The sequence below is a fragment of the Paenibacillus mucilaginosus 3016 genome (genome assembly GCF_000250655.1).
GTDB classification, from domain to species: Bacteria; Bacillota; Bacilli; order Paenibacillales; family NBRC-103111; genus Paenibacillus_G; species Paenibacillus_G mucilaginosus.
This window is the reverse complement of the sequence record NC_016935.1, coordinates 2,410,989-2,436,484: the sequence shown is the minus strand read 5'-3', so window position 1 is coordinate 2,436,484 and position 25,496 is coordinate 2,410,989. Positions and strand designations below refer to the sequence as shown.

Here is a 25,496-nt window from a genome sequence, read left to right as displayed (position 1 = left end):
ATGTGAGTTCCGATGCCGAAACCGTCGCAAGCCTTCATGAGGGGTACGTTATTCTTGTCCGCCGCCGCGCTGATCAACCGCATCCTGGGTTTAATCAGCGGGATGTTCGTAGCCAGGGTGCTGGGTGCCGAGGGGATCGGCCTGTTGATGATGGCCCACCCCCTGGTTCCGCTGGTTATCACGATTACGGAGCTCGGCCTGCCTGTCGCCATCTCCAAGCTGGTTGCAGAGGCCGATGCCCGCGGGGATCGGACCAAGGTGAGACGGACCCTGCACGTCTCCTTGTTCGTTACCGGCTTCCTGAGTGTCGCGCTGACGACTCTCACCCTGCTCGGCTCGGAATGGATTGCCTCCATACTTCTCAGCGATCAGCGGGCTTATTACGCCATGCTCGCGATCACACCGATTGCGCCGATCGTTGCCGTCTCCGCGGTGCTCAAGGGTTACTTCCGCGGGAAGCAGCGAATGCAGACCATCGCCGCCTCCGACGTATTGGAGAACACCGTCCAGATCGCGTGTGTGCTGGCTTTGGTACACGTCCTGCTCCCCTACGGCGTTGCCTATGCCGCTGCCGGCGCTATGGCCGCCTCCGTGGTCAGCGAGATCAGCAGTCTGATGTTTCTGCTGGCAAGCTACAAGCTGCGCGGGGAAATCAAGCTGCCGGGAGAGACATGGGCCGCCCACCTTCGGAAGGGCCGATCGACCCTCACCGAGCTCCTTCGAATCGGCTTGCCGACTACCGGCAATGGATTGATTCACTCGCTCTACCACGCTTTCCAACCGCTGCTCATCACGACCAGCCTGGCCGCTGCCGGCATTAGCACGGCAGCAGCCACCAAACAGTTCGGAATGATTGCCGGATATGCTTTCCCGCTGCTCTTCATGCCCAGCTTTATCACACAGTCTCTCTCCACCGCTCTGATCCCGGCCATCAGCGAAGCGGCCGCCAACAAGAACAGCCTGTTAATGCACGAAAGAATGGAGCTGGCGTTGCGGCTGGGCTTTTTGATCGGGGCACCGGCCACCGTGATCCTGTACGTTTGGTCCACGCCGCTGACTACCCTCATTTATAACGCACCGGAAGCCGGCCAACTGTTGCAAATCCTGGCACCGATGTTTTTCCTGCATTACTTTGATGCGCCGCTTCATGCCATACTGCTGGGGCTTGGCCGTGCGAATGCCACCCTATGGAATTACGTCATTACCACAGCATTCAAAATTGCTGCCATCTATGTGCTGGGCAGCGAGTTCGGCATTGTCGGTATCGCTGTTGCGCTGGGCCTCAGCATTGTGCTCATGACGATGCTCAACTTCTACTCGATCTCCGGCAGCATCGGGCTCTACTGGGATATCCGCCCCTATGCAAGGGGCACATTTTCCATGATCATCATGGTGCTATGCGGGCAGTGGGCGATCCGTTATCTGGACAGCCTGGCCCTTCCCATGCTGTGGAACACGATCGGTTCCGTCTGCTTCTCGCTGCTCGTTTATATCGCCGTTCTGTCTTTTACAAAGGCCTGGAGTCAGAAGAGCAAACGGATTTATTCATAAGTTACAGCTTATTTGTCCTTAATCCACGCCTTAAATGTTTTCAATTTATTTTGAGCCCGTCGATACATCATATAGTCAAACAGATTCGCTATGCATATGATCCCAAGCACGATCAATAACACCGGCACAAATTCCCGATTGCTCTCCATTTCACTGCCTGAGATCATGAGTAAGGATGCCGTCATAATCAATGTGGTAACGATTAGTGCAATGAAGTTGTTAATAAAGAAGTAGGTTCGAGAATTCGCCATACGAATAGGGAGAACGGAAGTCAGCCATTCTGTAATAAAACCAATAATGAACCCTACACTTCCGCTGGCTAATACCGTCATCACTTTGTAAGAGAACTGCACATCCGCATGATCAAAAAATTGCAGTATCACTCCGATGAGCAGACCAAGAAAAAATGACTTTATCATGTTGGCCAAATGAATTTTCTCCATGGGTGTTCTCCTAAATATTCAGTGTGTTCCTAAGCTTTTTCGAGAACATTTTTGATACTTCCAGTTCCGCGTTATTATCCGTTCGAAGCACATATCTGGAGTTAAACCAAGGGATGATTTCTTTAACGTGCAGCAAATTAACGAGTTGTGATTTATTGATTCGTATGAATCCTTTGGGTGCCCACAGGGTCTCATAATACTGTAAGGTTTCTTTGATACTATAACGACCGGACTTCGTAAAGGCCATAAGACCGTCAGGACCTGCTTCCAGATATACAACATCCCTTGGTTCAAATACGACAAATTTGTTTTCGGTTAAGCCTGTAAGAGTGTCCATATAATGCGTGCCTTCTCGAATGCCGGAGACCAAAAGCTTGATCACATTCATGTAATCCATAGCATCGAATACAACGCTAAGCTTACCCTCCGGCAGGTCATATCCCTTTTCAACGAGCACCCAATCGCTGTCCTGCTCTATTTCAATTTGGTACTTAGTTAATTCTTGCTTCAATTTTTCATAGACCTTATCCGAACACAATAATTGAACCATCATGTCTCCTAAAGACAGCGTATGAATTTATTTATTCAACTATCATCCTATCATAAATCATTCTTATTTTTACTAATTCTTCTATCCCTTTTTCCGTAAAATCAAGTGACCCAAAATTAGCTATAAAGTAAGTATCCTTCGCTTTATCATATAATATATAGGTCCCCGTAGCTCCGACAGCGCCATAAACATCGGTCATACCGCCTAACAGGAAGGACAGCTCACTAAAGTCAAAATACATCATGCCCATACCATAATAAATCCCTTTTTCATAACGGTGCTTAAAATCAGTGATCTCTCTGTACACTTCATCGGACAGGAACTCCCTACGTTCCAAAGCCTTCATGAAGACCAGCAGATCATCCATAGTGGAAACCACACCACCGCCTGCCCAATCCACCGATAATGCATTTTTGCCGCTGTAGTCCATGCCATTCAAGTAAATTCCAAGAATATCAGCAGCGGGTTTGTCATTATAAAACATCAAGTAACTGTCACTCATGCCCAAGGGCTCAAAGATCCGTTCTTCTAATACATCGGAATAAGGTTTGTCCTCGATCGCCTCCAGAATAAGTCCAAGCAAAATATATCCCGTATCCGAATAATAAAATTGCTGTCCTGGTTTGCCAATCGGATCCTGGTTGTCTCTGGTAAACGCAATCAGCTCTTCGGGAGTAAATGAAAGATCGGGATCAGAGGAGATCATCTCCAATATTGGCACCCCCCGCTTTACCGGGCCTGCAAAATAATCGGCAATTCCTGAGGTATGGCCCAGTAAGTGTCTTACTGTTACCTGATCTCTGTAATCTGTACCGTCTACCACGAATAACCCCTGAAGGATGTCATCATCCAGCCAAGAATTGATTTTATCGTCAAAGTCGATCTTACCTTCGTCTACTAACATGCCGTAGACCACGGCGCACATCGTTTTTCCGATGCTGGCTGTATGATATGGACTGTCGATTTGGACAGGTTGATCGGACGCTCGATGTTTCGTGCCTTCGGCAAATTGTTCAAAGTAACCTGTCCGGTTAGAGTAAATGGTGACTAATGCGCTGGATAACGAATCATTCTTCTCTACAATGTTTCTTATGTGTTCTTCTATTTTGGCTGTAACGGCCTCTTCAGAAATCGGCCTATTCATATAGGCCGCTAAGCCGTACCCCATTCCAACGAAGATGAGTACGCCAGCCCAAATTTTAACGGCTCTTTTCATATGGACCACCTTTCGATCAAGTACTTTATATCCCTTAATCTAATCGGTGGGCTGTTATTTGGATACGCATTTCATCTAAGCGGTCATAATTCAAGGCCAAGATGACTTTTTTGTGATGTATATTGGGCAGGGAAGCCGGGATTCACCTTCCTTAACGGAAAAAGGCTGCCGGAACTACCGGCAGCCGAATTTACTTTATCTTCTGTTTTTTACGCAAGAAGCTCATATTCATCTCCACAGCGGTGCCTGCTGGCTTTAAGGGCTGGACTCTTTCGAAGCTGTTCAAATTATAGAACCAATAAGAACACAAATACATCCCAGTCAAAATAAAACATGAATATGCATACTCCCAATGGATCCTTTTATACATATCGATCATGGAAAGCAGCGGCAGCCCAACAAAGGCCGCGAATGAACCATAAATAATTGCTTTTAGGAATGGATTGACTTTTGGCTTGAATTGGATAAAAAACATAGCGATAACGGGTAATACCGAAAGTCTTAAAGAGAAACTTAACGTAGGTGATGGAATCACTTTTACCGGGTAAGCCCACAGTCCATTTTCAATTCCAATCGTATCTAAAACCGCTGAGAAAATCATTACAAAAAAACCAGCGGTCAGAAGGCGGCCCGTACTTTGCTTATCTCTAAAAATTAACCAAGCAATCCAGGGTAGAACGATTAAGGATACTCCGATCCACCACCTCCAAGTGAAAAGGAACGAATGCATTATGGCATCCGAAACCATACGGTTTGCTTCTACAATTTTTTCATTCGCCTCATTCACTTTCTTCAAGGCTTCTTCAAAAGTCATGATTCATCCCCCCCTTGTTATAATTTGCACTACAAATTCTCATTACATACGTCTTAAGACAAAAGTGGGAAATTACGGGGCGACGGAGGTTGAATGTTTATAACGCATCACATCCTCGGTCCGTGCCGCGCTGTAAGCTCAATTGGTGGAGGCAGTCAGCTTTTTTTGAGGTGTAGTCAATATTGCTGTGAGTAATCTAGCATATCAAAAAACGGCAAAAGAACAGTAGATTCTGTTCTTTTGCCGTCCAGATCAAAGCTATCCTCAGTTTGGTGGCTGAACCTTCAATGAATCCAGTCTCGCTTTGTGAATGGAAGCCACAATCCCATCCGGAGGGAAATTGCTGCTCAGACACTTTGATTTTATTGTTCGGCTTACGGGGCTTCAGCCTTAAGGTCTCTCCAACAGGGACTGCGAGCTACTGGCGACTTTACTCCTACCTTGATAGGTAGTGTTAGGATTTTACACTGGAATGGGTTGGGTTGGAACTCCAGAGGATAGTGGACCATGCCCCATATGCCGCGTATGTGTACGTGTCGAATGTCCAACTTTTGATATCACGCACCGTTAATTCATGATACGAGAAGAACAAGTAACCTTCGGCTTCGAACTAGAATGATCTCCAACCCCAAATCTTCCATAGTGTGCCTCGGATTTGTGTGCCTCGGATTTGTCAGCAGGACTTCGTCCTTTACCCACGTTTCAAATTCGGCCTGGGTGGGATTCGTCAGTATCATGGTTAGCAAAATGGCTCCCAGCACCCCAAGGAAATTCCGCATACGTATCTCTCCCTTCAAAAAAGGGTATGAAAATGAAATGCGTGGCGTGGACATGCCGGGAGGGGCATCTTGTGAACAGCGAATAATTAAGGACGTTCAATGCTCCTCCAGCAGCTGGGTAGACTCTTCGCTCCCCAAAACGATGACTATCCCTCCTGCGAATGTTGCCCTGCCGCCCGAATGTAATACGGCAGCGAAGCGGTGGGAAACATAATGGCAAAGGAGCTGATTCCCATGGACGCCGAACAGAAAAAAGAGCTGGAACACATCATCCAAAGCTACCGCGACACGAACCTGGACACCATCAACTATTGGTGGGAATACTCTTCCTTTGATTCATGGCGATTCTGGCTGACGTTTATTTTACTGGCCGTCCCGCTCCTGGTCCTTTATTTCAAGATAGACCGCAATCGGGTTTATCAGATTGGCTTTTACGGGTTCGCCATTCATATGCTTGGCGTCTATGTGGACACCATCGGTACGAACTATGGTTTCTGGTCCTATCCGTACAAAATGATCCCCGTATTGCCCACCAGCTTTACGCTGACCAGTTCGATGATCCCTGTGGCCTTCATGCTCATGTATCAGTGGCAGTCCCGTAAACGGATTAATTATTATCTATGCGCAGCCGGCGTGTCCGCCATATTCGTCTTTATCATCCATCCGATCTTCATGTGGCTGGATATGTTCCAAATGTATCGCGGCTTCAACTACTTGATCATGTACGTGAATTACTTCGGCGGGTCGATCATGGCAAAACTCGTCCTGGATGCATTCGTCTACCTCAACAAGAAGAATGACACGATCAGGATCCGGAAAATCAAATGAGGCCGAGATCAACGACCTCTAATTCTTGAACTAAAGGCGTCTGCCTCGTCTTGGCCTTAAACCCGTACGCCCACGCAAATGGCTCCAGCAAAACTCCATCGCCGGCTGCACTTCTACCTCCTGGAATCCTCCAACGCACAATAGCTAAACGACAGAAGGAGCAGCTGCCGCGGCGGTGAACAGCCCCCCGTCAAGTAGACAGTACAAAAAATAAAAATCTTAAGCGGCCTTGGTCCTGTATTCCATTGGACTGAGGCCGTTTAGTTTTGCTTGTAATCGTTCGTTATTGTAAAAATCGATGTAAGCCAGAATGTCTCTCTCAAGCTCCTCAAAGGTTTGGTAAGTGTGTAGATAATACTTCTCGCATTTTAAGGTCCCCCAGAAGGATTCCATCGGCCCGTTATCGATACACCGCCCAACCCGGGACATACTTTGAGTCAGTTCGTTATCGTCCAAAAGCTTTTTGAAGTCAAGTGAAGTGTATTGAAATCCTCTGTCACTATGAAGCATTGGTTTGCTTCCTGGAGCTGCTTGCAAGGCTTGCTTCAACGTCTCGAAAACAAGTGGGTTGTTGTTGGAATGCCCCACTACTCTGGAGACGATGGATTTATCATGAAGATCGAGAATCGCGCTTAAATACGCTTTCTGACCGTTGCCGTATTTAAATTCTGTTACATCCGTTACCCATTTCTCATTGGGTTCAGCTGCTTGGAAATTACGATTCAGCACATTCTCGGCCACGTGCTGGGGAGTAGAATGAGGGTATTTCTTTCTCTTCCTGCGGATGACCGACTGGATTCCCTTGACTTTCATCAGCCGGTACACGCGTTTATGGTTAATCGTCTGTCCGGTTTCCTTGCGCATGTGGAGTGTTAATTGGCGGTACCCAAAGGTTTTCTCTACTTTTTCATATATGGACATCATCATCTTTGTCAGCCGCTCATTCTCCTGCTCACGAGAGCTGGGTTTGCGGTTTAACCATTTGTAATAGCTTGAGCGTGCAACTCCTGCGACTTCACACAGAAGTTGAATGCTGATCGACTCCTCTTCCTGAAGCGCTTGGATGGCAAGGTAGACGTTCTCTTGGCGATATTGGCTTAGCTTCGCCTCCTTTGGATTTCCCGTAACTTTTTTAGAAATGCATTCTCCGCCCGAAGCCTCTCCATTTCGTATTCCATCTTCTTCATCTCGAGCTTCTGGCGATCTGCCTCCGTCATCTCTTCCGGCGCCTTCTTTCGCCCCCGGCCATCCTTTAAAGCATCCGCACCGCCGGCTTCGAATTTCTTCACCCATTGATATACTTGCTGGTAGGAGACCTGAAACTGGCCAGCTGTCTTATGATAGTCATGCTGATGTGCCAGGCAATAGTGGACGATATCGATCCTCTCATCCCACGTAGTAGAGCGACCCTTTGTCATAGCTTGTGCTTCCCCTTTGTAGGCTTTTAAGCTGCTATGACCATTATACTTCTTAATCCAGTTAGAAAGCTGCGTTGTACTTGAGATCCTGTATTTGTCGATGATCCGGTATTTTGACAATCCACCCTCTACATAATCTTTCACCGCTTGAAGCTTCAGCTCAGCGCTGTAACTTCGATTGCGAGTACTTCTTTCCAGTCCTTCATACCCATATAGCTTATAACGACGCTGCCATTTCATTAAAGTTGTTTTATTCATACCGTATCTTTTGGTTGCAGCGATAAAACCAATTTTTCCACTTGAAACTTCTTCAAGGATAGCAAGTTTCTCCGTAGCACAGTATTTTTCTTTAGACATGAAAAAGCTCCCCTTACAGTAACAGGTTTTTTATTATTTCACCTGTCTACCGTATGGGGAGCGTATCACGGCAATCTGCTCCTGTATGGTGCTGAACAACGTCTCCCGTTTAGCCCAATGAAATAGGCACTACTTCATTCTCTTTGAACTGGGATGGTCTTGATTTAACTCTAACAAATCCCACAGGTTTCCATATAGGTCCTTAAATACAGCAACAGTCCCATATTCTTGTTCCTTTGGTTCTCTAACGAACTCAATTCCCCTACTCACCATTTCATTATAATCTCTCCAAAAATCATCCGTATTTAAAAAGAGAAAAACCCTGCCTCCCGACTGGTTTCCAATAAACGCATCTTGTTCTGGTTTTGATGCTTTTGCAAGCAGTAATGTAGCACCTGCAGACCCAGGTGGAGATACAACGACCCATCGTTTATCTTGTTCGGGTTGATATGTATCCTCAATTAGTGTGAAGTTCAGCTTCTTTGTATAAAAATCTATAGCTTCATCATAGTCCTTAACAACAAGAGCAATATGGACAATGGATTGAATCATTGGGGCCTCCTTCATTGAAATCTTCATCCTGCTCTTATATTATAGCACCCTTCCAAGGATTGGGTATAAATCGCATGTTAACCTGCTCCCTGAATGTTGTGCTAACGTAACTTGTTATCACCTGTCAATAGCGAGGTGACGAACTTCACCTCCGGAAAGCGGCGATCCGGTCCTTTCATTAAGATTCCGCCTTGATGTTTCAGATACATATCGAAGAAATCCAGCATATAGGCATTGATAACGGAGTTCGCTCTTTCAGGCGCAATCTTTCCTGAAATGCCCAGCACTTTGAAAATCGGAGAAATGAACTGTACGTCGGCAAAATTCAAATGCTCCGCATTGTCGATATAGAGGACTTGTCCCCCTTCCTCGGCTGTATCGCGCATCCGTTCAAGCTCCAACTTTTTATCTTCCGTTACTTGATCCTCCCACTCTCTTGTTGAGCCCATACGGTTAAGCTCTGCATCCGTGTAGACCCGGTTATCCATGACCATTTTTAATTTTTCGAAATAGCTTTCCGAGTTGATGAACAAAAACGGCTTTCGCAGTCCCTCTCTGTCACGCAGTCGATAAAGCCCTCCATCCAAGTCTATTCCAACCGCGATTCGCGGGTCGTAAGAAGCGTCATAGGCCGTCGCACCGCCGATGGAATGACCGAACACCCCGACATGACCTAGATCCATCCTCCCTTTTAGATGACTTGGAGTTTGCCCCGATTGGATGAGCTCGAATTGGTCCAGCACAAATGCCACATCGCCGGTTAGAACTGTTCCCAGCTTGTCGCGATTTCCTCTGCTCGTCCGGTAATCATGGTGGGGTGAGAATAAGTCGTTGGTTGTGCTGGTCGTGACTCGCCCGTCCGGAAACTCGGTTGCAAATGTATTGTAGGTATGGTCGATCACTGCCACAATATATCCGTGACTCGCGAGATATTCGGCTTGTGACGTGTAGAGGAACCTGGAAGAGACGTTGCCGGGATTCGCAAGGATCAGCGGGTATGAAGTCTGCGCCGAAGAGACTTCGGCCCCCGAATAAGAATGACTGGATACATACTTCAGGTGTTGAAAAGTAAACCCGGGAAGGCCATAGTCCGCCGCCATATAATGTAAAATCGGGGTATCGGGAATAAAGGGAGCGTACTTGCCGGTGCCAGTTTGAGCCGGATACCATACCTGAACCATTAATTCTCTCTTTCCATCTCTGGCTTCGTCGAAAATCTCTTCCCTATTTGTATCCACGAAATGAAAGGTTTGCGTTCCTACCATAAATTCGCCTGTTGGTTCAGGTAGTTTAAATACAGGAAAAGCATACATGAGACCCGCTGTTACGACCAGCATGATCGCTGTAGCGGTATAAGCTGAACCCAACATGAATCGTGGGATTTTCTTTTGGACGTTTTTTTTACAATAGCTATAACCTGAAATGGCTAAAAAAATGATCGTTATGCAATACAGGAAAAATAGCTGAACTCTGTATCCTTCCACCGTCCAATGAATGATCAGTAAAAGTGTGGCGATCCCGCTGGCAGCGAATACGGGAATTCTACGCCGTCCTTTTTTTAATAGGACTGTTAATGCAAACAAGCCGATGTTTGACAAAAAAAGCAACAGTTCGAACAGCCTCATCTCGGTTCTCCTTATAAAAAATCTCTATTTTTATTTGTTCCAATATTATCCTGCCAGGCTGGCCTAAGCTATCGATTTGCCTTACATCCACCTTACAATTTTGTAATATTCGAGAGTGCCGGAAGTGGGCTGGGGATGTCGACCAAGCACCGCTGCCTGTGGCGTACATCGCGATGATCACACCGGTGAACCCGCCGGCAGCTTCCGTGACCTGCATGGAGCATTCCCCACACCCAACCAGACCGGTTCCGATTCCGAATCCGCGGCCCAGGCTTATGTTCAACCATTATTGAATTCTATGTCGCGCAAATAATTGATATCTCTCATTGGCGGGCGTCCGAATAAGCGGGCGTATTCTCGGTTGAACTGGGAAGGGCTTTCGTAGCCGACGCGAAATGCCGCCGATGCCGCATCGAAGCCTTCCGTGAGCATCAATCGGCGTGCGCTTTGCAATCGTATGACCTTTTGATACTGAAGCGGGCTCATTCCCGTTACTCTCTTGAAATGCTTGTGGAAGGTTGTTGGGTTCATGCTCACTTTATTGGCCAACGCTTCTATGACTAGCGGCTTAGAATAATCACGATTGATCATATGGATTGCATTTGAAATCCCTTGCGCATAGCTCCCGATCACGGCAAACTGCCGGATTAACGCTCCTTGCTCTCCCTGCAGCACCCGGTAAAATATCTCGCGGATGTAGAGTGGAGCTAGTATCTCCATATCCGTGGGCGAATCCAAAAGATTGACGAGGCGCAGAATCGCATCTAACAAGGAGGAACTGGACGGATTGACCAAAACGCCCCTTCCCGTTTCTCCCCTTTTCTGGGAACTGGATTTCCTGCTTATATCTACAAGGACATCAGGGCTCAGGGCTAATTGTAAGCTTAAGTACGGACTCTGGGGTGATGCTTGAGTAATTCTCCCTATCACCGGGAGATGAACGGATGCAACCATATATTTAGCCGAATCGCACAGGTGACTCTCCTCGACAAATGTGACCGTTTTGGAGCCTTGGGCAATGATGTACAGAGAGGGCATGTTGAGGGTATGAGTGGGTTCTGATTCCGCGGATGCGCGCCTGAAACAAAGCTCCGGAATTGCGGTTTGGTGCAAACCATCCCTAAGCGCATGACGTGCAATTTGCCTGACCAAGTCGGCAATAAGTTGGTTCAAACTTATTCCCCCATCCTTTTATCTAGTACGAATATTGTAACTCAAACCGGACAGGAATAGGCAAGGAATGCTTATGAATCGTCTACCTGCCTTAATGTGATATTCCTTATAATTCAAAGGAGAGAGACAAATATTCAGATGAAAGAAGGACTCGGCTATGAGATTAAGCCAGAATGAAACCTTGGCGGGAATCAAAGACAAAGTTGTTGTCATTACGGGTGCAAGCAGCGGGATAGGTGAAGCGACTGCGCTTTTACTGGCGGAGCGCGGGGCGAAAGTTGCACTTGGGGCACGCCGGCATGATCGCCTTGCGGCTCTAGCAGCCCGTATCGCGGAGGTTGGCGGTGAAGTCGTGTATGCCAGTACAGATGTCAGACGGCGGGAAGACGTAACCAAGCTCATCCATTTGGCATGCGAGAGGTTCGGCACGATTGACGTTCTCGTCAGCAATGCCGGCGTGATGCCGGTTTCTCCCCTTGACGACTTGCGCGTCGAGGATTGGGAGGACATGATCGACGTCAACATGAAAGGCGTATTGTACGGTATCGCCGGAGCACTGCCTGTCTTTCGCAAGATGGGTTCCGGACATTTCGTCCATATCGCTTCTACAGCGGGACATAAAACTGTACCGAACCAGTCCGTCTATTCCGCCACGAAGTTCGGCGTCCGCGCCATCTCCGAGGGTTTGCGACAGGAAGCCGGTGATCAGGTACGGGTAACGATCATCTCACCCGGCATAATTCGGACGAATTTCGCTGAGGGTGTGACGAATCTGGAGGTGAGGGCCCGGCTCGAAGAGATCCGAGACAAGTTCGCGCTGCCGCCGGAATCGATTGCCCGTGCCATTGCGTACGCCATCGAGCAGCCGGCTGACGTGGATGTGAACGAGATCGTGATTCGCCCCACAGCTCAAGCGTAAGGTAACATGGTATGATGTAACAGGAAAGAAATAATCCTCCCTTTAATGCGCATATCTCCTCGATAACACAACAACGGCAGCCGATCGTTCTGGCCGGCTGCCGTACTGTCCTCATTGAGCTATAGTTCTCAGTCAGCTTAATGCCTCATGTGATTTAAGAGCGAAACGAGCCTGTCTAGATTTTGTTCATTAGCCTCTTCGCAAATCGGTTTGGCCTTTATATATTCTTCCTCTGTTTCGAAAGTCTGTCGGAATGTAATTTCTGTCCCACCGTCAACGTCTTCGAATGTAGCCGTCAGGGTAAAGTAATGTCCGGTCTCATGCTGCAGCACGATACGTTCCGGCCCGATTTCCTGAAAAATGTTTCGGCTTGGATAGTCTGTTCCGTCTGGACCATGCATCGTATGTTCCCAGACTCCTCCGGGCCTTAAATCGAACGTGTGAAATGTATTTGTGAAACCTCTAGGTCCCCACCACTGAGCTAGTAATTCCGGTTCCGTCCAAGCCCGGTAGACCAAGTTCCGAGGAGCATCAAGTTTACGACGGGACACGAGTTCGAAAGTTTCTGCATGACTTTCCCCAAGAGATTTACCGAGAAGGTCCAGCAATTCCTTGGTCCCCTGCTCACGTTGTTCCGGTGAGTCATGGCCGTCGAAGAACGTTCCCTGCTCTGTAAACACCAGTTTAGTGCCCTCGCTGGCCGGCATCAATTCAATGGTTGAGATGGACACTGAAATCCGGATTTCTCCTTGGTCCAGACTGTACGAATACACCAGACGTTCATTAGGCACGATTTCCTGGTAATAAGCGTCAAATGTAAAGACAGGTCCGCCTGCAGGGCCGCCCCGACTAAACTCTCGTCCCCCTACGCGGAAGTCGAATACCTCAGCAGGTTGATACCACCGCGCTTTAGCGCTCCGGTCCGACCACGCCGCAAATACGCGTTCGGGTGTGGCACGGTAAATGCGTTCAATTTGAAAAGTAGAGTGAGTCGTAAATCGCGGTTTCATAAGGTAAATCCTCCCCATTGTCATTTTTCGCTTAACAGGTCGCCTAGCTGATCAAAATGGTGTTCCCATCTCAGCCGGTGTTCAATGATATACTTTTCGTGATTCATCTTCATCGTTTCAAGTAGAGAAATAAATTCGTCGACGGAAGGCGGATCCTGATCATCCATTTGCTCCGCAACGCGTTCGAGTTCAGCCAGAAGTTTCTGTTGATTTTTAATATTTTTCCGGACCCGTTCAATCTGAATACCCACGATGTGAGACGGGGTATACGTATGCCCTTTAAGTACCGATTGAATTTCTTCAAGCGATAAGCCCAAATCTTTTAAGGATAGAATTTGGTGCAGTTTCTTGATATCTGCTTCGTAATACAAACGATGACCACTATCGGAATGCCCAGATGGTGAAAATAATCCAATCTGGTCGTAAAATCGAAGAGTGCGGACGGTAAGCCCGGTTAATTTAGCAAGATCCCCCACTTTCCAATGCTGCGGCATAACCCACTCCTTTCTTTGCTGCCAGCTGTTTACCGGTGACTTTAGGATAAATCGTGACGTTACGTAAGGTGCAAGAGATAACTAAAAAAATAATTTTGCCCGTTATTTCAGTAGAAGAAGGCAGCCGAACATGTGGCCGGCCGATTTCGGAAATCTTCCCGCCAAGACAATGATGATGTAATCCATCCATTAACCTGCAGCAGGAATTAATCGTCGTATCGCCGAATCGTTAATAATAAGAGGTGATACGCCGCGGTATGATAGAAGAACATGCTACAAGTGTAAAAGCGTATAAATAGCACATCGGAAATCGCAGAAAAAAATGGGCATAGCTTTACTAAAATGGAAATACAACTGGAAGAAGAACGCCGTGACCGTGAAACAGAACGTGCTGACCCCCGATATGGCTGCCGCACTCCGTGAGATCATCGAAGCGAAAAGTCAGGCCGCAGCTGCAATGGAAGCCGCAAACCGCTCCATAGGGTCAAAAATCTTCGGAAGTTTTGGTGGTGGAAGTGTTTATGAATCATAACATACAAGAAACCTCATCCCATGAAAGAGATCAAACTGCTTTTTGGTTCCCTGGGCGCTGGATCGGAGGCCTCTCCTTACTCATTGGACCGCTCTTATTACTGGCAGCCGCTCTTCTCAGGATCCAATTTCATTATTTTTATGACGCGCAGCTTGCTGCCTACGCCGATCATCCTGTGCTCATCACTGCCGCCTACAGCTGCTTTGTGCTGGGCTGCCTCTTCCTCTGGCCCGGGATCATTACCTTAGTAAGATTCATCGGCATGAAACATCCCGCTTTAGCCATTTGGGGCGGCATGTTTACGATTTTGGGGCTGATTGGCCGTGTTTTTCATGGCGGCATTGATCATATGGCCTTCCAACTCGTAAATGTACAAAGCCTTGTTCTCGCTGACAAAGCCGTAAACGACTCGTACCATGCATTCCATATTGTCCGTTATTTTAATGGCATGATGATGTTTGGCTGGATCCTGTTGGCCATCGGTGCCTACCGTTCACGTACATTAGGGCTCATTCGCTCGACAGCATTGGCCTCGATGTTCTTCCTACCCTTGGGCACCCTTAAAGGTACAAGATTCGAGTCTACATTCCTGATCTTGGGACTTTGCATAGCGTTAGTCCCATTAGGTGTCAAAGTGTTGCGCGACGGCCCGCCGCCATCACGCAAGGCAATAATCTGGACCATTGTATGCGTAGTGGTAGAGAGTGTATTTCTTATCCTTTCCATTCTTTTTCCAGAATTTATGCGGCGCTAGTGACACTCCCCCCCCCCCCCCCGGAGGGAGGAAGTGTTTCTTCATCCTTGCTGAGGATAGTCAATTTTTTTGAAATAAAGTCACTTCAGATTTAGGCCGCCGCGGCCACCTTATTAGCGACGATCTGAACATCAGAAGCATTAATCACATGATCGTTGTTGAGATCGTACAGAGCATCGTAACCAGACTGTCCCTCGCTCGTTCCGCTGTGTAAGGAGATAAGTACGAGGTCGCTCAGTGTTACACTGCCGTCCCCATCCAGATCGGCTCCTCCTACATACACACTGATGCGTGTCGGTTCATCCAAGCGGCTAATGTTCCCCTGGCTGTCTGCCGTCTGAGAGCCTTCAAGCAGAACAAACTCCCCTGCTCCTTTTTGTAAAACCGTGAACTTCAATGTCAGCAGGCCGGTGCTTCCGGTACGTCCATTCACCTGGCCGAGCAGCGAGCCGGACCAGTTCACAACTCCCGACGCCCCCTTGGATGTGGCGAGAACCGCCGTGCTTTTCTCTATTCCAAAATCGGTGCTCAGCTGTGCCTGCATCAGCTTAAATCGTGTGGGATCAAACTGCAGTTTCGTGAGAAAAGCATATAAATCTGTGGCTTGCTCTGCCCGTACCTGCAGCTCTACCGTCGATCCGGTGTCCAGATAACCTGGTTTGACTTGTAGCTTAAGTCCTGTGGCGGCAGGGGGCTGTTCGGGCAGTGTCGTTACGGTTATTTTGGGATTATCGGTGCTCACGTTCCCGTTTCCGTCCACTGCTTTGACCTCAAACTCATACGTTGTCTCGGGGGTCAGATTCTGGATGACATACGCATAAACATCTGCGCTTACCGTATTGATTTTTTGGCCGTCTTTGTAGATTTCGTAAGCCGACACACCCACATCATCCATTGCGGACTGCCAGGAAAGCTCCGCACGGTCGTAAGTCACCGAGCTTACCGTCAGTGGTTCGGGTGATGGCCAGTAGGGCGCGGTTTGGTCCGGCTGGGAGTCTATCAAAACCTCAGCAAGCGTGCCTTCAGTAATCTTGTAGAGCCGGTTATCTACATATCGATGTACGCCGAATGAGGTCCCCATTTCCACGGCTGATTCTCCACCCACAGGCAGGTAATGCGAGATTCCCATGGTACGATACATGAGGGAACCGTCTTCAGCCAGTGCCTCCAGGGCAGCGTGATCAAAGGCATCCGTAACCTGCTTCTCGACTCCATCGGGCGAACGCAGGAAAATTTGCTCAACACCAGCCACGAGCTTCACGTAAGCGACCCATCCGCCTTTAACCGCGAATGGACTGAGGTTATATCGATTTTGGGTATTCAGGACCGTAAGGCTTCCATCCTTGTATATATAGGTCGTATATTTATCGCCGCCCATCCATTCGTACATCTCGAACAGATGGGTATTCCCGTCGGAAACGAGGCCTCTCGGTTCACCATTCAGCTCTGCCAGCAGCTTGTAGCCGCTTGCAGGGTCGTACTCATAGAGCCGGTTGTAATTTAAGATGATAGCTCTCCCGTCTTTGGTCATGAATACTCTACTGAAGTCGCCGTCATAAACGGGGTTCCAGCTCGTCTTGATCTTTTCGCCGGTGTTAAGATTTACGTAAGTCATATCATCATAGCGTTCAGAGAGCAGGGCCGCATCCCCGCCGTAACCATGTAGAGCAAAGCCGTGGAGCTGAGATACTGGAATTTCCTGCGTTTGTCCGTTCACGAACAAATGCAGCTTTATATCCTGCCCATCTTCCCTATAAGGAATAAAAGCGGCCCCTTTTGAGGTCAATGTGGTCATACTAAAATTGGAGCCTTGATAAAGCTCGGTCTCGCTTCCGGTTGACCGATCCCTCAACCAAAGCTTTTCATCGTAGCCGAGGTACAGGATTCGGCCGGAATCAAAATCGAGAATATCGCCGTACACATGATCGGTCACCTGAAGATTTTTCTTCACCAAGAGTACCTGCCTTGTATCTTCTGAGACATGCCCGGCCGTATCTTTGGCTTGCACGTGAAGTTGATGAAGGCCTTCCGGTGCCGTGGTGAGATCGATCATATGATCGAGCTGTATCATATTGTTGACCACCATAGTATCATCCACGGCAAATTCCTTCCCGGCGACGGATGCACGGATTTCTGACGGTCCTATGAAATCGAATGCATAGCCCTTGACACGAAGATATCCGGCAGTGATCACGCCATCCTGCGGTTTCTGAAGAACCAACATCGGTGGTTTGTCATAAGCGAACGTCTGGGCGGCCTTACCTGTCTGCTTCAATTCATTAATGGCGCTTACTGTCAAGGTCTTCGTTCCTTGGGTGAGTTCCCATAAGTTTTCGTAGTAGCCTTCCCATTGGCACTGATCCCAGCAAGAGCCATACAAAGGAAAGACAAGATGGTCCACGCTTGCCTTGACCTGAGTTACCTTACTAGCTGAACTAATCGTAGCTTTCACATATACCGTGTCTTCGTACACCTGAATGGAGTTAATCTTTACTGTCACTTCTCCTGCTGCCAGTACGTAAGATGGCAGCAGCAGAATCATAAAAAGGCCGAACAACAAGCCTGCCAATCCTTTTTTTATCATTAGCATAACGAAATTCCTCCCAATCTAATGAGTTCGTGGTTATCTATGCTTCGCAGCAGTCCGGTTCTTTCATCAAAAGTATTTGCTACGCTACCATCTCGATCCATTCCCACCCTCCTTTCCTACTAAATGTAAGATATGTAAAATAGAATGTCACTTAAAAAAAGCTTTATTTCCAACCAAAAAAGACACTTCCCTCCGGGAGGAAGGAAGTGCTTCTTCATTCTTTCTAAAAATTGGGCTGTATCCATACTCCCGCCGAAAAAAGGATACAGTCGGTCCCCGGATCGATTCGATTATGGAGGAATAGCATGTCCCAGCAGATGCAGCACTATAAAATCGCGGTAAGTCGCTCCGCGAGGTACACGAACTGATCATGCAATCTTGATAAAAAAACATTAACAGCCTCATCAAAGAGCTCCATCTTTCGTCTTAAGTCAAAACTCCTCAACCATCGCAGTTCCCCCAATATTTGTAATGAAGCTGCCGATCATGTGCCGACAGCTTCTAAATCAAATCCGATCTCAGTTCTAGGTTGTTCTCCCTAAATCCAGCAGCGGAAACCGAATATTACAATAAAATAAACTCAGCATTACTCTTACTAAAAATCCCCCAGCGGCAACCGGTAGACTAAACCAAGCCGCCAGCCCCCATCAAACGTAAACCGGTAGCTTCCCGAGCCGATCACCAGGAAAAGACCTTCTTCAGCTGCGTCAACGCGGATCAGACCGGATATTTGATCCAGCTGCTCCCCGCTCTCGGCAATGCGGCTTCGGTCGCTCACCGGAACGACGACCTCGGCTGTCGTATTCGGGGGAATCGTCACGTTCATCTCGAACGTACTGCCCTGCTCCCGCTTCCACGATACTGCAATGGTACCATGTATCGATTCGTAAGAAGCGTCGGCCCAAGTAAAATGTTCGCCGAATTCCGGCTGAATCCGTATCTTCTTATAGCCCGGCTCCGCCAGGTCGATCCCGCCGACGATCTGGTACAACCAATCTCCAATTGCGCCGTATGCGTAATGGTTATAGGAGTTCATATCGTCGCTCCAGAACGATCCGTCCTGCTTGATGCCGTCCCAATGCTCCCAGACCGTCGTCGCGCCTTGAACTATGGAGAACAGCCATGACGGATATTCCTGCTGCAGCAGGAGACGGTAAGCGAGATCGGTATACCCGAAACGGGAGAGCACCAGGTTCAGATAAGGCGTGCCTACAAACCCAGTCGTAAGATGCGTTCCGTTCTCTTCAATATGCTGCGCCAGCATTCTCGCCGTGCGGGGCCGGTCTTTCTCCTCCAGCAAATCGAACATCAGAGCGAGCACGTACGCGGTCTGTGTCGGGGAGGCGACCCGGCCGCCCGGCGTCACGAATTCCGTCCGGAATGCCGATACGATTCGCTTGTGCAAGGCGCGGTATTCTTCAGCATCCTCGGTTCGGCCGATGACAGAAGCGGCTTTCGTCAGCAGTTCGGTCGAATACGCGTAGAACGCCGTGGCGATCAGATCCTTCGGCGTCGCGCCGGTATAGCTGTTTTCTTTGGCATCCAGACCAAGCCAGTCTCCGAAGTGGAAGCCCGTGTTCCACAAATACTCGTTGTCGCCCTGCGCCCGCATATACTCCACCCACGCCTTCATACTCGGATATTGGGTTTCCAGCACACGGGTATCTCCGTAACACTCATAAAGCGTCCACGGACAGATGACGGCGGCATCCCCCCAAGCGGAAGACCCGTAGCCTGCGGCGGGGATATCGGGAATGACATGCGGTACTCTGCCGTCAGCCTCTTGATCCGCCGCCAAATCCTTCAGCCACTTCTCGAAGAACGGGACGATGTTCATGTTATAGGCCGCGGTACGGATGAAAACCTGCGCGTCTCCCGTCCACCCCAATCGCTCGTCGCGCTGCGGACAGTCTGTCGGGATATCGAGGAAATTCCCCCTTTGTCCCCAAACGATATTCTTCTGGAGCTTGTTGACGAACTCATCCGAACACGCGAAGCTGCCGGTTGGCTCCAAATCCGTATGAATGACGCAGCCCACGAACCGATCCATAAGCTGCTCCTTCGGAACGCCGGTCACCTTGACATAGCGGAAGCCCTGGAATGAGAAATACGGTTCGTACGTTTCCTCTCCGCCGCCCCGGCAAATATAGGTGACCGTCTGCTTAGCGGAACGAAGATTGCCGGTATAGAAGTTCCCCTCCCGGTCCAGCACCTCAGCGTGCTGCAGCGTGATCACGGTCCCTGCTTCCGCATTCACGGTGAATCTGACCCACCCGACCATGTTTTGGCCCATGTCGAGCACCGTGTGGCCTTGAGGTGTGGTGATCACCGCCGCTGGTTTCAGCATCTCGGTCACTTTAGTCAGCTCATTCTCTTGGGCAACAAGCGTGGAACCTGAAGCCTGATGGATGGCCGCATTCGGCCAGGCTTGATCATCGAAGCCTGGCGAAGACCAACCATCGACTTCCAGTCTGGCATCGTAGGTTTCCCCATGATACAGCTCCGAGTAGAGCAGCGGTCCGGTCGACGCGCGCCAGCTTCCATCCGAGGCGATGATGCGTTCCGATCCGTCCGACAATGTCACATGCAGCTGAATCAGAACGGCGCGGTTTGCCCCGAAGAATTCCTTCTTGCCTTCCCACGCCAAATATCCTTTGTACCATCCGTTCCCCAGCATGCAGCCGATCGTGTTGGCTCCCTGGGAGATCAACACGGTAACATCGTAGGTTTGATATTGAAGGCGTTTCGTATAGCTTGTGAAACCGGGGTTAAATAACGTGTCATCGGCAGGCACACCGTTCACGAACAGCCGGTACAACCCGAGCGAAGTGGCGTATATCCGCGCGGACACGATCTGGCCCGGTACCGTGAAGTCCGAGCGCAAATAGTTACACGGTTCTTGATCTGCGTCTTGAGGCGACGAAGACGGCGTAATCCAGCTGGCCTGCCACTCCCCGGAAGTTAACAGAGCCGTCTCCCAGTAGGAAGGTTCGCTCCATTCCGTTACGCTCCCTTGGTCATCCCATACGCGAACCCTGAAATAATAACGCGTACGGGATTTCAGGTTAGGGCCGGCGTATTCGATATGAACATTGCGGTCCGACTCGATCTTGCCGGAGTCCCATACCAATACCGACATAAAATCGCCCTGATTTGCGACCTCGATTTGATAGGCGGACTGGATAAAGCCTCTCTTTTCCGACGTCATCTGCCAGCTGAGCCGGGGACGAAGATCATCTATACCCAATGGATTCTTTCTATAGTTCACCCGAAGGTTCGTTACTGCAAAATGGTTCATCAAGATCGTCGCTCCTTTAGGTCATTACGGCTTGTATTCGAACCAATCGAAATAGGCGGGAACGGTGCAAGGTCTGCCATCTCCCGTTGCATACATCCCGATATACACGCCGGTGAAACCGCCGGCCACCTCGGTAGATAGCAAAGCACATTCGCCGGTGCCGAACGGTATCCGGCGCCGTAGAATTACTTTGCACCCCTTGTCCGAATCATAGGTTAGCGCGATCTCATAATGGAAGCGCGTTGTTTCTCGGTAAACATAGCCAGCTTGATGAAGAAGTCTTCTAAGATAAACCGGCTGTTTACATCTTTGTAGACGCGAATCGGCCGGTTATTCCGTTCATGAATATATCTCATATCCGCAGTGAATTCCGGAGCAGGCAGCCAGTCGTAATGGTATTCATGGTCGCAAAGCAGCAGCCCTACGGCAGGGGAATCGCCCAAGCACCAGCATTCGCCGGTTCGGATGGCCGTGTTGATGGCAGCCTCCGTATGTCCGAATTCAACGAGCTGTTCGAAGAGATAGTTCCCCAGCTCTCCATGCGGCTTAACCCTATACTCCAGCTCAGCCATCGAGACCATGACGCGCTGATATACGTTTTTGGGAACCTGCCACACGGGGACTTTGGATTTGAACACGACATTTGCCGCGTGGATATCGTTCCACAGGTTATATTCCGGCTCCCCTGCCGGGTATGCGCCTCCTCCAATCCAGATCACCGTCAATCGGTCAGCGATACGAGGTTCCATCAACAAAGCGGAGGCCATATCCGTAAGGGGACCTAAGAACGTGACGAACAAGGGCCGCGGATCATTGGACATTGCCTCTTTGATGATGAGCTCCGCTCCGGCCGAGGGAATCGGCGTCGTTTCATCGGCTAGAGCCCTCGGAGCCCCTTTGAATATCAGATGGTTGTCCGGTATCTGCATAAGATCCAGAATCTTCGCAATTTCCTCATAGCTGTCTTCCATGCTGCTCTGTGACAGCCAATCACCGAAATGGGCAGCAATGAATCCTCGATTGTCGAATTTCGGGCTTAAGAGGGCATGGACAATCGCATATTGGTCGTCCGCTTCGTTCTTTGCATCCGTGTCCATGATGAGCCGGATCATCTTTGGGTTAGGTACGGTAAAGTTGTACTTGTCGTAGATCACGGTTGATCGTCTCCATTCCATCACAGTCTACTACTTTCCATTCCGCTCCAGTCCGGATACGCCATCTCGCCTTTCAAGCTATGCCCTCAGCTTGGCTGACGCTTCGAACTTCCCACCATGCCGGAACTCAACCTGTTTGCCGTTAGGCAGCATTACGAGGAGCGGAATTCCTACCGGTCCGTTTCCCGACATTCGGAATACCGCTTCCTCATCCAGAGTCCACTCGACTTCAACGGACCCGTGACGGGTGGCGGCGCTGCCTTTCGCCCAACTCAGCTGCAATGGCTGGGGTGCAACGATGATCTCCGAATACCCCGGAGCGCCAGGTCGAACCCCTAGAATCTCGCCGGTGAACTCCGATAGCGGCAGCGCGCTCCAGGCATGGCAATCGCTGCGGGGATGATTGTCATCCGTTACCTCCGGCAGCGTCGTTAAATGCAAATGCAGATAAGCTTTCCAGCGATCAATCACATTGGATGCTTTCCCGTACAACCCGTGACGCGACAGCATTCGAAACAGTTCATAGGAAGCCGGCACCGATAGCTGCGCCATGTGCTCAGCCTGCGGTTCGATGGTACGCTCCAGCAAACGAACCGCATCTTCTCCTTGTACAGTGCCGCATACAACGCCCCACACCTGGGCGTGTTGGCTAAATTCCTCCACTTCCGGCCCATCTGCGAACAACCCGCGTTCCGGTCTCCAGCAAAGCCGAAGCAGCGCTTCATTCACGGCATTCGCGTCCGCCTTTGCTTCGCGTGCAGCATCCGACCAACCAACCGCTTCATAGATTTGGGAAGCGGTTTGAAGTGCTGCCGCAAACATCTGACTTAGAAGCGTGAGCGGACCTTTCGCATGGGCCGGAGGCGTTCCATTCTCCCAATCGATGCACCAGTCGAAATAAGGCCAGTAAGCGCGCGGCGTCGGGGCGACAAGCCCTTCCGGCGTCAGCATTCTTCGGAACCAATCCAGAACGCCGGTCATCGTCGGTACATACCGCCGAATCAACTCTCTATCTCCAAAATGCCAATAGTGCTCATAGAGCATATGAATCCAATATAGGGAGAAGGAAGGAATAACCTGTCTATACTCGGATGGATAGCGGCTCTGCAGCATGCCCGAAGGCAGCGCGGAACTATGGTAATCGAACAGCGCACGTCGAGCCAGCCGGTCGTCGGCGCTGACCGCGTAAGTGAACATCATTTGCAGACGCGTATCCATCGTGTATTGCAGCTGCTCGTAGTACGGGCAATCTTCGTACGTTTCATGCATGCAGCGCCGAAGCGTCTTTAACGACAGTTCCCAAAGTGCAGCGTAGTCCGGATCCGAACAAGAGAATGCAGCTTGAGCATTCAATGGGTAACCGGTGTCTCGGTAGGATAGGAGAACGATCTCAAGCGGCTCGTCTTTCGCTGCAGCTTCAAGCCTAAGATACCTGAAGGTGCGGAAGTCGAATGGCTCGTAACGCTCCACGCTTTCTCCGATGCCCACTCCCGCCACGGTATAATGATCCGCTTCCCCAAGGAGGATCCCGTTTTCCGCATCATCCCGAATCCCTTTGACTCTGTGATGAAGATTCGAAGCGGGTTCCTCATAGCTTTCTGCATAAAGGAGCTTGATCCGACTCTCTCTGCCGCCCCGCAGCTTCAACGTCACGTATCCGGTCACTAATTCGCCGGCATCCAGCTCCAGCCAAATGGATTGGCCAGCTTCCACTCTTACACTTCTTGTATCTCCGCCTCTCAACATGGCCTCGTAACTGGGAATGGCAGCTCTATCGTCGGCTTTCGTGATGCCCCGGAACGAAGCAGGCTCTTCGCGCATTGGCGGAATCGGGCGCGGCGCCAATGGCCACGGGGTCAGCTGGCCGAATTTATCGCCAGTCTCACAAACGATTACTGCATTCGCCCAACCTTCACCGTCGTATCCGGGCAGCTCCCAGCCATGGTCAAGGCCGCTCCCGTCGGTATCTTCAAACCCGCCGAGAAAGAAGATGATCGGGCTCGGTACAATCTTAAATCCCGGCATTTTTTTGCACAGCCACTTCTCGTCGGAATGCAACGTTTGGGAGTGTCCGTTTCCTTCAATTAATACTCCCTCAAGAAACATCGCGCCGCTGACCGCCCGATGAATCGAAAGCGGTCCGCTGACTCCTAACAAGTGAGGACCGGAAGGGGCGAAGTGCAGCACCTGAGCCGCCAACACGTTCGTCCCTGCAATTAAACGTTCGCTCAGATCCACCGTCTCGTAATAATGCGTCGACCGGTCGCCCTTGCATGGTCCAACCGAGACCGAGTCGCCGTTGAGAAATAAGCGATACCGACTGTCTGCAGAAACGTCGACGACAAGCTGAGCGAGATGAGGATCAGAGACGTCAAACTCACGGCGGAACCAAACCATTTCGTGCGCTCCCGGATCCGATGTCCATGGATAACTTTGATGCCAGATCCATCTGGCATTCCATAACCGATTCTCCTCCATTTCATTTCCCCCTCTGTTTTATTTTCCCGCCTGTTTCTTGGCAAACAACTCCAGTTTGGCGTACATGTCTTCCAGCGTAAATCGGACATCAACATTCCGGTAGACCCGGATCAGCCGTTCCGTTTGATGGTGAACATAGTGCATGTCAGCGGTGATTCGCGGCGCGGGCACCGTTACAAAGCCGTCCGAGTATTCCAGATCGTCGAGAATCAGGCTCACGGCCGGGGAATCGCCCAAGCCCCAGCACTCGCCTCTCGGCCACCCATGCGCAGGATCGTCATTATATTGAATGAGCTGATCAAACAGGTACTTCCCGATTTCGCCGTGCGGCTTCACTCTGGCTTCCAATTCCGCCAGGCTGACCCGCATCATGCCATACACGTTTTGCGGTACCTGCCAGAGCGGAATATTGGAGCCCATCACCACGTTAGCCGCGTGGATATCATTGCTCAGGTTGAATTCCGATCTACCGTTAGGGTATGGCCCGCCGCCGATCCATACTGCCGTCAATCGGTCTGCAATACGAGGCTCCATAAGGTATGCGGACGCCAAGTCGGTCAAGGGCCCAAGGAACACGACGAAGAGCCGGTGGGAATCGTCCAAGAGCGCTTCGCGAATAATCGCTTCCGCGCCTTCCGAGACGACGGGCGTTTGCTCATCCTGCAGCGCCTGTGGTGCCCCTTTGTAAACCGGCACCTCTCCGGCATCCCCCATCAGACTTAGAACATGCTTCACTTCGGCGTAGCTTTCTTCCATCGATTCGGTTGTCCGCGCGGTACCGAAATGTGCCGCAATCATTCCCTTGTTCATAAACATAGGCGTGAGCAAAGCATGTACGATCGCGTACTGGTCGTCCGCCTCATTTTTGGCGTCCGTGTTCATGAGCACTCTTACCCGCTTCGGGTCCGGCACTTGAAAATTCATACTTACCCTACTCCCGTTCTGCATATTCAAACCAATC

22 protein-coding genes are annotated in these 25,496 nt (G+C 49.8%); 5 read left to right on the top strand and 17 right to left on the bottom strand.

Translation table 11 applies throughout. The features are described from left to right. Positions 1-12 precede the first annotated feature (12 nt). Positions 13-1,551, top strand: coding sequence for a stage V sporulation protein B (spoVB, locus tag PM3016_RS10795; RefSeq protein WP_014369461.1), 1,539 nt, complete (start codon positions 13-15; stop codon positions 1,549-1,551). A gap of 8 nt (positions 1,552-1,559) precedes the next feature. Here spoVB and PM3016_RS10790 read toward each other — a convergent pair whose 3' ends face one another. From PM3016_RS10790 to PM3016_RS10775, 4 genes are all read right to left on the bottom strand, one after another. After that, a complete protein-coding gene (locus PM3016_RS10790) occupies positions 1,560-1,994 on the bottom strand; it encodes a hypothetical protein (RefSeq protein WP_013915590.1) in 435 nt (144 codons plus the stop codon). Positions 1,995-2,004: 10 nt separating this feature from the next. After that, positions 2,005-2,547 (bottom strand): LytTR family DNA-binding domain-containing protein, encoded by a 543-nt coding sequence (locus tag PM3016_RS10785; RefSeq protein WP_236628658.1) that lies wholly within the window; start codon positions 2,545-2,547, stop codon positions 2,005-2,007. Between the two features lie 28 nt (positions 2,548-2,575). Next, the gene (locus tag PM3016_RS10780) at positions 2,576-3,760 is read right to left on the bottom strand and encodes a serine hydrolase domain-containing protein (RefSeq protein WP_013915588.1); all 1,185 of its coding nucleotides are present in this window, start codon (positions 3,758-3,760) and stop codon (positions 2,576-2,578) included. Positions 3,761-3,950: 190 nt separating this feature from the next. Beyond that, positions 3,951-4,574 carry a CBO0543 family protein gene (locus PM3016_RS10775; RefSeq protein ID WP_013915587.1) on the bottom strand — a complete coding sequence of 208 codons (624 nt, stop codon included), beginning with the start codon at positions 4,572-4,574 and terminating at the stop codon, positions 3,951-3,953. Between the two features lie 1,013 nt (positions 4,575-5,587). On the opposite strand from PM3016_RS10775, the gene PM3016_RS10765 reads away from it, so the two are divergent. Beyond that, positions 5,588-6,181, top strand: a complete 594-nt coding sequence (locus PM3016_RS10765; protein ID WP_014369459.1) for a CBO0543 family protein — start codon at positions 5,588-5,590, stop codon at positions 6,179-6,181. A 219-nt stretch (positions 6,182-6,400) separates the two neighbouring features. Here the strand turns inward: PM3016_RS10765 and PM3016_RS41350 are convergent. The 5 genes from PM3016_RS41350 to PM3016_RS10740 all read right to left on the bottom strand — a co-directional run bounded on the left by PM3016_RS41350 (position 6,401) and on the right by PM3016_RS10740 (position 11,306). Beyond that, positions 6,401-7,956 (bottom strand): IS3 family transposase gene (locus PM3016_RS41350; RefSeq protein ID WP_420798945.1). Its coding sequence is split into 2 segments (ribosomal slippage): positions 6,401-7,305 and positions 7,305-7,956, totalling 1,557 coding nucleotides; the frame shifts between segments, so codons are not numbered across the junction. A gap of 129 nt (positions 7,957-8,085) precedes the next feature. Next, positions 8,086-8,508, bottom strand: a complete 423-nt coding sequence (locus tag PM3016_RS10750; protein ID WP_014369458.1) for a VOC family protein — start codon at positions 8,506-8,508, stop codon at positions 8,086-8,088. A gap of 101 nt (positions 8,509-8,609) precedes the next feature. After that, the gene (locus tag PM3016_RS10745; protein WP_014369457.1) at positions 8,610-10,133 is read right to left on the bottom strand and encodes an alpha/beta hydrolase family protein; all 1,524 of its coding nucleotides are present in this window, start codon (positions 10,131-10,133) and stop codon (positions 8,610-8,612) included. Beyond that, entirely contained in the window at positions 10,051-10,350 is a 300-nt protein-coding gene (locus tag PM3016_RS41120; protein ID WP_337999622.1) for a hypothetical protein, read from the bottom strand. Before PM3016_RS41120 ends, PM3016_RS10745 begins: the two co-directional genes overlap by 83 nt. Before the next feature lie 62 nt (positions 10,351-10,412). Next, positions 10,413-11,306: an AraC family transcriptional regulator gene (locus tag PM3016_RS10740; protein ID WP_014369456.1), complete on the bottom strand. Its 894-nt coding sequence runs from the start codon at positions 11,304-11,306 to the stop codon at positions 10,413-10,415. Between the two features lie 157 nt (positions 11,307-11,463). Between PM3016_RS10740 and PM3016_RS10735 the strand changes: the two genes are divergently transcribed. Next, positions 11,464-12,225 carry an SDR family oxidoreductase gene (locus PM3016_RS10735; protein WP_014369455.1) on the top strand — a complete coding sequence of 254 codons (762 nt, stop codon included), beginning with the start codon at positions 11,464-11,466 and terminating at the stop codon, positions 12,223-12,225. Positions 12,226-12,362: 137 nt separating this feature from the next. Here PM3016_RS10735 and PM3016_RS41115 read toward each other — a convergent pair whose 3' ends face one another. Next, complete coding sequence (locus PM3016_RS41115; RefSeq protein WP_014369454.1) at positions 12,363-13,235, bottom strand: SRPBCC family protein; 873 nt, start codon at positions 13,233-13,235, stop codon at positions 12,363-12,365. Positions 13,236-13,255: 20 nt separating this feature from the next. Next, entirely contained in the window at positions 13,256-13,729 is a 474-nt protein-coding gene (locus PM3016_RS10725) for a MerR family transcriptional regulator (protein ID WP_013915579.1), read from the bottom strand. A 376-nt stretch (positions 13,730-14,105) separates the two neighbouring features. Between PM3016_RS10725 and PM3016_RS10720 the strand changes: the two genes are divergently transcribed. Both PM3016_RS10720 and PM3016_RS10715 read left to right on the top strand, forming a co-directional pair. Then, positions 14,106-14,261 carry a hypothetical protein gene (locus PM3016_RS10720; RefSeq protein WP_238540493.1) on the top strand — a complete coding sequence of 52 codons (156 nt, stop codon included), beginning with the start codon at positions 14,106-14,108 and terminating at the stop codon, positions 14,259-14,261. Continuing rightward, positions 14,251-15,015, top strand: a complete 765-nt coding sequence (locus PM3016_RS10715) for a hypothetical protein (RefSeq protein ID WP_014369452.1) — start codon at positions 14,251-14,253, stop codon at positions 15,013-15,015. The genes PM3016_RS10720 and PM3016_RS10715 overlap by 11 nt, the downstream gene beginning before the upstream one ends. Before the next feature lie 91 nt (positions 15,016-15,106). On the opposite strand, the gene PM3016_RS10710 is transcribed toward PM3016_RS10715, so the two are convergent. The 6 genes from PM3016_RS10710 to PM3016_RS10690 all read right to left on the bottom strand — a co-directional run bounded on the left by PM3016_RS10710 (position 15,107) and on the right by PM3016_RS10690 (position 25,459). Next, complete coding sequence (locus PM3016_RS10710; RefSeq protein ID WP_014369451.1) at positions 15,107-17,605, bottom strand: fibronectin type III domain-containing protein; 2,499 nt, start codon at positions 17,603-17,605, stop codon at positions 15,107-15,109. A 595-nt stretch (positions 17,606-18,200) separates the two neighbouring features. Continuing rightward, on the bottom strand, positions 18,201-20,903 hold the full coding sequence (locus PM3016_RS10705; RefSeq protein WP_014369450.1) for a glycoside hydrolase family 78 protein: 2,703 nt from the start codon (positions 20,901-20,903) through the stop codon (positions 18,201-18,203). Between the two features lie 24 nt (positions 20,904-20,927). Then, positions 20,928-21,047, bottom strand: a complete 120-nt coding sequence (locus tag PM3016_RS40715; protein WP_013915572.1) for a beta-xylosidase family glycoside hydrolase — start codon at positions 21,045-21,047, stop codon at positions 20,928-20,930. A gap of 71 nt (positions 21,048-21,118) precedes the next feature. After that, positions 21,119-22,057 (bottom strand): nucleoside hydrolase, encoded by a 939-nt coding sequence (locus PM3016_RS10700; RefSeq protein ID WP_014369449.1) that lies wholly within the window; start codon positions 22,055-22,057, stop codon positions 21,119-21,121. Positions 22,058-22,135: 78 nt separating this feature from the next. After that, a complete protein-coding gene (locus PM3016_RS10695; RefSeq protein WP_014369448.1) occupies positions 22,136-24,535 on the bottom strand; it encodes an alpha-L-rhamnosidase-related protein in 2,400 nt (799 codons plus the stop codon). A gap of 18 nt (positions 24,536-24,553) precedes the next feature. Further along, entirely contained in the window at positions 24,554-25,459 is a 906-nt protein-coding gene (locus tag PM3016_RS10690; RefSeq protein ID WP_014369447.1) for a nucleoside hydrolase, read from the bottom strand. Positions 25,460-25,496: the final 37 nt, after the last annotated feature.